Here is a 5,852-nt window from a genome sequence, read left to right on the forward strand (position 1 = left end):
TCATGCCTCCCTCGATTTTTTGTCCTGATACTACGTGGACTGGAACTCAAATTCTCTTAAGTGAACAGCATTGCGGCAACTGCCGGGCGTTTTTCTTTGCGCAAAAGGGCGACGTCCCCCTCATTACATGGCGGCGGCGCGCGCCTGATTCAGCCAGTCGTTCACCAGTGCCTCGTGGCCCTTGAGCCAGGCGTCGGCATGACGTTCCACGTCCGCCGGCTTGTTCTGCCCCTTGTTCATCAGGCCGTTCTGCACGTTGATGTCATTGAGCGGCAGCTTGACGATGGAGAAGAGCTTGGCGGCGGCCGGATTGGCCTCGGCAAACCGCTTGTTGGCAACGATGTGCATGGTGTTCACCGCAAAGCCGTAGTTCTTGCCGTTCGGCAAACGGGTCTTGGCCGCATCCGGGGCGTCGGCGGGGACTTCCAGCCACACCACATCCTTGCCCGGCACCAGTTCGCTGCTGAGCCAGTAGGGGGTCCAGGTGTAATAGAGCACCGGCTTGCCGGCCTGGTAGCGAGCCAGGGTATCGGCGATCAGCGCCGCGTAGTTGCCCTGCTTATGGGCCACCGTGGGGGTCAGACCAAAGGCATCGAGGTGATGGTTGATCGCCCCCTCGCAGCCCCAGCCGGGGTTGCAGCCGATGAGGTCGGCCTTGCCGTCGCCATCCCCGTCAAACAGCGCCGCCACCTCGGGATCCTTGAGCTGGCCCAGGTTGGTGATGCCGTATTGGGTCGCGGTCTTCTTGTCGATGAGGTACCCCTGGGCGGCACCGGCCACATAGGTGCCCTCACGGAAGAACACCTTGTCGCCTCCCGCCTGCTCGTACTTGTTGTCCTGCAGCGGCACCCAGTTGAACGCGAGGAAGGTGCCGTCTCCCTGGGCCACCGAGGCATAAGCCACGTTGTAGTCCACCTCCTGGGCGGGCTGGACATCGTAACCCAGACGCGCCATCAGCTTGCTCACCAGCAGGCTCTGGAAGGCCTCTTCCGGCAAGGAGCTCTGCAGGGGCTGAACGCGAACCCCCTCCCCCGGCAACTCGGCGCTGGCCATGGCGAGCGGGCTCAGCAGTTGAGCACTCAGCAGCAATGTGCCCAGGGTCAATCCTTTGGTGGTCTGTCTCATGCGTTTACTCCTTTGTAATCGATTTTCTTGTCACGGCCGGCCAGGCGCAGCAGCAGGGCGGCGGGGCCGTGCTGATACCAGCGGCCGGTACGGGTGCGATCTGGTTGCCCCATCGCCTGGGTGAGGCGGTCGAGCACGATGGCCAGCAGCACGATGCCGAGGCCGCCGATGGAGGCGAGCCCCATGTCGAGCCGGCCGATGCCGCGCAGCACCATCTGGCCGAGGCCCCCCACCGCGATCATGGAGGCGATCACCACCATGGAGAGCGCCAGCATCAGGGTCTGGTTGACCCCGGCCATGATGGTGGGCATGGCGAGCGGCAGCTGTACCTTGAACAGCAACTGGGAGGGGCTGGCACCGAACGAGTGGGCCGCCTCCACCAGATCCGTGGGCACCTGGCGAATACCCAGCATGGTGAGCCGGATCATGGGCGGCAGGGCGAAGATGACGGTCACCACCACCCCGGGCACGTTGCCGATGCCAAACAGCATCACGATGGGGATGAGGTAGACGAACGCCGGGGTGGTCTGCATGGCATCCAGCAGCGGCCGGGTCCAGGTGGAGAGCCGCTCGCTGCGGGCCAGCAGGATGCCGGTGGGCAACCCCAGCAGCACACAGAAGAACAGCGAGGTCAACACCAGGGACAGGGTCACCATGGCATCGGACCAGGCCCCGATGAGCCCGATCCCCACAAGAGATACGAGCGTGCCGAGCGCCATGCGGCCGTTCACCAGTTGCCAGGCAAGCAGGGCCAGGAGCCCCATCATCAGGGTGGAGGGCACCGTCTGCAGCAGATGGGTCATGGCGTTCAGGGTCAGCTCCACCGGTGCGCGGATCAGCTGGAACAGCGGCCGCATGTTCTCCACCAGCCAGCCGATGCCCCCTTCCACCCAGGTATCCAGCGGCACCATCGCCTGCTGGAAGGGATCCAGCCAGTCGATGGCGGTTGTGGTGTCGGCGGCTTCGATCTGGTTCTGCCAGTCGGTAGCCTGGGTGTCGGTACTGCCCCAGGGATCGGACACCTCGGCGGACGCAGGCGCGCTCCAGGGGTCTGCCGCCACCTCATCGGCCCGCAGGGAAGGGCTCGCCAGCAGCACCAGGGCCAGCAGCCCGCTCAGCAAGAAATGGGGATTCATCAGCTTCATGCCGGGGTACTCCTGTCCAGGGTGTTGAGCAGATTGGCCTTGGAGATGAGGCCGAGGTAAGTGCCATCCTCCTCGACCACGGGCACCTGACAGGGGGCGGCCGCCACCTGGCTGATCAGTTCATTGAGGGCGGTGTCCGCCAGAATGGGCTGGATGTCCGCCAGCAGCGCCTGCTCCAGGCTGCCTTTGGCCCTGACCGCCTGACCGAGCGACTCCACCGAGACGACCCCGAGGAAGCGACGGCTGCGATCCACCACGTACCCGAACTCCCGCTCAAGCTCCTTGAGCTGGCGCAGGGCGTTGCCCGGCCCGTCGGTGGTGTGTTTCTTGATGAGGGGCACCTGCTTGCGGCTGGCCACGTCGCGGGCGCTGAACACATGGGCCAGATCCACCCCGCGAAAGAAGGCGCGCACATAGTCGTTGGCGGGCTGGTTCAGGATCTCGTCCGGGGTGCCCACCTGCACCAGCTGGCCATCCTGCATGATGGCGATGCGATCGCCGATGCGCATCGCCTCGTCCAGATCGTGGGAGATGAAGACGATGGTGCGCTGCTGGCTGGCCTGCAGCTTGAGCAGCTCGTCCTGCATCTCGGTGCGGATCAGGGGATCCAGCGCGGAGAAAGCTTCGTCCATCAGCAGAATGTCGGGGTCATTGGCAAGGGCCCGGGCCAGCCCGACCCGCTGCTTCATGCCGCCGGAGAGGGCATCCGGATAAGCCTCTATCCACTGCCCCAGCCCCACCTGATGGAGCGCCTGACGGGCGCTCTGCTGGCGCTCCGCCAGCGGTACACCGGCCAGCTCCAGCCCGAAGGCGGTATTTTCCAGCACACTCAGGTGCGGCATCAGAGCGAAGGACTGGAATACCATGCTGATCTTCTTGCGACGCACCCGGCGCAGCTCGCGCTCCGAGATGGCGGCAATATCCTCGCCATCGATCAGCACCTGGCCGCGGGTCGGCTCGATCAGCCGGTTGAAAAGACGCACCAGGGTGGACTTGCCCGAACCGGAGAGGCCCATCACCACGAAGATCTCCCCTTCGTTGATGGCCAGATTGACATCCTGGACCCCCAGGGTCTGTCCGGTCTTTTTCAGGATACTGGCGCGATCATGCCCTTTCGCCAGCAATTTGAACGCTTTATCCGGCTGATCGCCGAAGATTTTGTAGAGGGATTTGACCTCGAGTTTGACTGTCATATTGTCCTTTTTCTTGGCCGACGCCTTGCCTGGCAAACCGTCGAACGTGAGCCAATTACTTTTAACACTAAGCAATTTCACACCCAAACAAAAGAACCAATTGAAGCCGCCTTAAGATGATTAAATTTAAGTCATTGATTTTTATTGGTTATTTTCATTCATAAAAATCCATTAAATCACGATAAAAACGCCTATAACAGACAGGGTCGCCACAGTATCGATGCACTTGCAGCACATTTCATTAATGATTAAAAGGCGTTAGCAGCAGGCGAAAAGAGAGGGTGGGGACGACGGCGCCCATCGGAGCAATGAATGGCCATTTAATTACATTACTAATCATTTTGATGCCGCGCACTCGGTATTGCTTCAGGCACCTTCAGCCATGCCGGTTCAGTCCCCTTCTCTTTGCGGCAACAGGGCACAAAAAAGCCCCCGGCTGTCGCAAGGGGCTCTTCATGGCATCAGAGGGCTCAGCGCCGCTGCCAGGTCTCGAAACAGTAGGGATGGGGGTTCTTCTCGTCAGGCTGATGGGACTCGCGCTCGATGCAGGACCAGTCGCCCTCGTCAAAGGCCGGGAAGCGGGTATCCCCCTCCACCGCCAGATCGATGCGGGTCAGATAGAGCCTGTCGGCCCGTGGCAGTAGCTGGCCGTAGAGATGCCCCCCCCCGATCACCATCAGCTCGGCCACATCGCTGCCCGCCAGCAGCGCCAGCGCCGCCTCCACCGAGTCGATGACCTCCACGCCGTCGGCCCGGTAGTCGGGATTGCGGCTGATCACCAGATTGCGACGGCCTGGCAGTGGCCGTCCGATGGACTCGAAGGTCTTGCGCCCCATCAGCACCGGCTTGCCCAGGGTGACCCGCTTGAAGTGGGCCAGATCCGCCGGCAGATGCCAGGGCATCTGGTTGTCCAGGCCGATCACCCTGTCCTGGGCCATGGCGGCAATCATGGAAATCATCATGGGGTCAACCTCTCGCACCGTCGTCAGATAATGGGGCGGTTACGGTACACGACCAGAGAGGGGATCGCCAAACCGAAACTCAGGGCCCCCACGATAAAGAGCGCCTTGAGGCCGTTCTCCACCGCGCTCTGAAGCAGCTCCATGGTCACCCCGGAGATATTGAGCTCGACGATGGCGATCATGGTCTTGAACGCATAGCTGCCCGGGATCATGGGGATGATGGAGGCGACGCTGAACACCGGGCGTGGTGCCAGCAGGCGGCGCGACCAGTAGACACAGACAAAGCCGACCGTGGTCGCCGCTGCCAGGGTGGCCCACTCGATGGGCATGCCGTAGTGGATGAGCAGGGTACGCAGGCTGTGGGCCAACGCGCCCCCCATGGCGCAATATTTGAGCATCCGTGGCGGCACGTTGAACAGCATGGCAAAGCCCACCGCCGGAATGGCCGACCAGAAGGCATCCTTGGCCAGCAGCCAGAGCAGTTCCATCATACCTTCCACCCCCAGATACCGGTCACCGACATGGCGAGAATGATCCCTATGGCTGCGCTGATGGTCAGCAGTGTCGCCGTGCCCCAGCGGGCCAGCCCCATGTTGAAGTAACCCTTCACCATGTCGGAGACCGCATTGATGAGCGGGAACCCCGGCACCAGCAGCAACACGCTGGCGGCCATGGCGAGATAGGGTTGTTCGCCCCAGCCGAAGAAGGTGGCGCTGGAAGCGAGCAGGGTGGCGATAAACCCGGTGGCGGCAAAGTTGATGAGGGGGCTGTGGTGATGGCAGGCAATGAGCTGGCGCACCCGCATGGCGACCGAGGCCGAGCAGCAGGTCACCAGGAAGATGGGCCAGTCACCGCCAAACAGCAGGCTGAAGGCACCGCAGGAGAGCCCCACCATGGGCACCACCAGCCAGGGGTGATAGTGGAACGGCGTGATGGCCTCGAGGCGCTGACGTACCTCGCGCGCGCCGATAAGCGACTTTTCCGTCATGATGCAGATGCGCTGGATTTCGCACACCACCTGCATGTTGATGCCGTGCTCCCGCACCCGGCGGGTGGTGGTGACGCAACTGCCTTGGTAGAGGCTGGTGAGGACGATGGCGCTGGAAGAGATGGCCATCTCGACGCTCTCCAGCCCGAGCGCCATCCCCAGGCGGACCGTGGTCTGCTCTATGATGCGGCTCTCCGCCCCAAACTGGGCCAGCATCTGGCCCGCCTTGACGATGATCCGGGTGATCTCCGTCTGCTGCTCTCGCGACAGCACCCTTCCTGGTGTGATGCTTCTCATGATCCCTTTGAGTCATAGCAAGATGAAATGTGTCTGGATATTACCCCAAAATAAATACACCTTCATCGTAAGTATTCACCGGAACAGTATTGACACAGGAAAAATGAGACGATCGTCTCTTGATCCCACTTTCCTGCTTGCT

6 protein-coding genes are annotated in these 5,852 nt (G+C 62.0%); all 6 read right to left on the minus strand.

Annotation, left to right across the window (positions count from 1 at the left end; translation table 11 throughout):
• Positions 1–123: 123 nt before the first annotated feature.
• The 6 genes from proX to PG892_RS21305 all read right to left on the minus strand — a co-directional run bounded on the left by proX (position 124) and on the right by PG892_RS21305 (position 5,710).
• Complete coding sequence (gene proX / locus PG892_RS21280; RefSeq protein ID WP_041212478.1) at positions 124–1,125, minus strand: glycine betaine/L-proline ABC transporter substrate-binding protein ProX; 1,002 nt, start codon at positions 1,123–1,125, stop codon at positions 124–126.
• Positions 1,122–2,270 (minus strand): glycine betaine/L-proline ABC transporter permease ProW, encoded by a 1,149-nt coding sequence (gene proW / locus PG892_RS21285; protein WP_119196945.1) that lies wholly within the window; start codon positions 2,268–2,270, stop codon positions 1,122–1,124. The genes proX and proW overlap by 4 nt, the downstream gene beginning before the upstream one ends.
• Positions 2,267–3,463, minus strand: coding sequence for a glycine betaine/L-proline ABC transporter ATP-binding protein ProV (gene proV / locus PG892_RS21290; RefSeq protein WP_010675435.1), 1,197 nt, complete (start codon positions 3,461–3,463; stop codon positions 2,267–2,269). The genes proW and proV overlap by 4 nt, the downstream gene beginning before the upstream one ends.
• A 470-nt stretch (positions 3,464–3,933) precedes the next feature.
• A complete protein-coding gene (gene folA / locus PG892_RS21295; RefSeq protein WP_048207033.1) occupies positions 3,934–4,425 on the minus strand; it encodes a type 3 dihydrofolate reductase in 492 nt (163 codons plus the stop codon).
• Between the two features lie 23 nt (positions 4,426–4,448).
• Positions 4,449–4,916 (minus strand): threonine/serine exporter family protein, encoded by a 468-nt coding sequence (locus PG892_RS21300; RefSeq protein ID WP_010675437.1) that lies wholly within the window; start codon positions 4,914–4,916, stop codon positions 4,449–4,451.
• Complete coding sequence (locus tag PG892_RS21305) at positions 4,913–5,710, minus strand: threonine/serine ThrE exporter family protein (protein WP_109112294.1); 798 nt, start codon at positions 5,708–5,710, stop codon at positions 4,913–4,915. Before PG892_RS21305 ends, PG892_RS21300 begins: the two co-directional genes overlap by 4 nt.
• Between the last annotated feature and the right edge of the window lie 142 nt (positions 5,711–5,852).

The organism is Aeromonas sp. QDB68 (assembly GCF_027707405.1).
Classification (GTDB): Bacteria; Pseudomonadota; Gammaproteobacteria; order Enterobacterales; family Aeromonadaceae; genus Aeromonas; species Aeromonas caviae.